Here is a 207-nt window from a genome sequence, read left to right as displayed (position 1 = left end):
AGGTCGGGGGTTCGATCCCCTCCGCCGCTACCATAAGGACCTTTAGCTCAGCTGGTTAGAGCAGACGGCTCATAACCGTCCGGTCGTAGGTTCGAGTCCTACAAGGTCCACCACTCAAAGTTTATATATCGGAGGTATACCCAAGTTCGGCTGAAGGGATCGGTCTTGAAAACCGACAGGCGGCGAGAGTCGCGCGGGGGTTCGAAT

The 207-nt window shown here is 56.0% G+C and carries 1 tRNA gene; it reads left to right on the top strand.

Annotation, left to right across the window (positions count from 1 at the left end):
- Positions 1-36: 36 nt before the first annotated feature.
- Positions 37-113, top strand: a tRNA-Ile gene (locus JDS92_RS30645).
- The last annotated feature ends 94 nt before the right edge of the window (positions 114-207 follow it).

Source organism: Bacillus cereus group sp. N12, from assembly GCF_016483575.1.
Classification (GTDB): Bacteria; Bacillota; Bacilli; order Bacillales; family Bacillaceae_G; genus Bacillus_A; species Bacillus_A toyonensis.
Note: the sequence above shows the minus strand (reverse complement) of the source record. Positions and strands in the feature narration are given on the sequence as shown.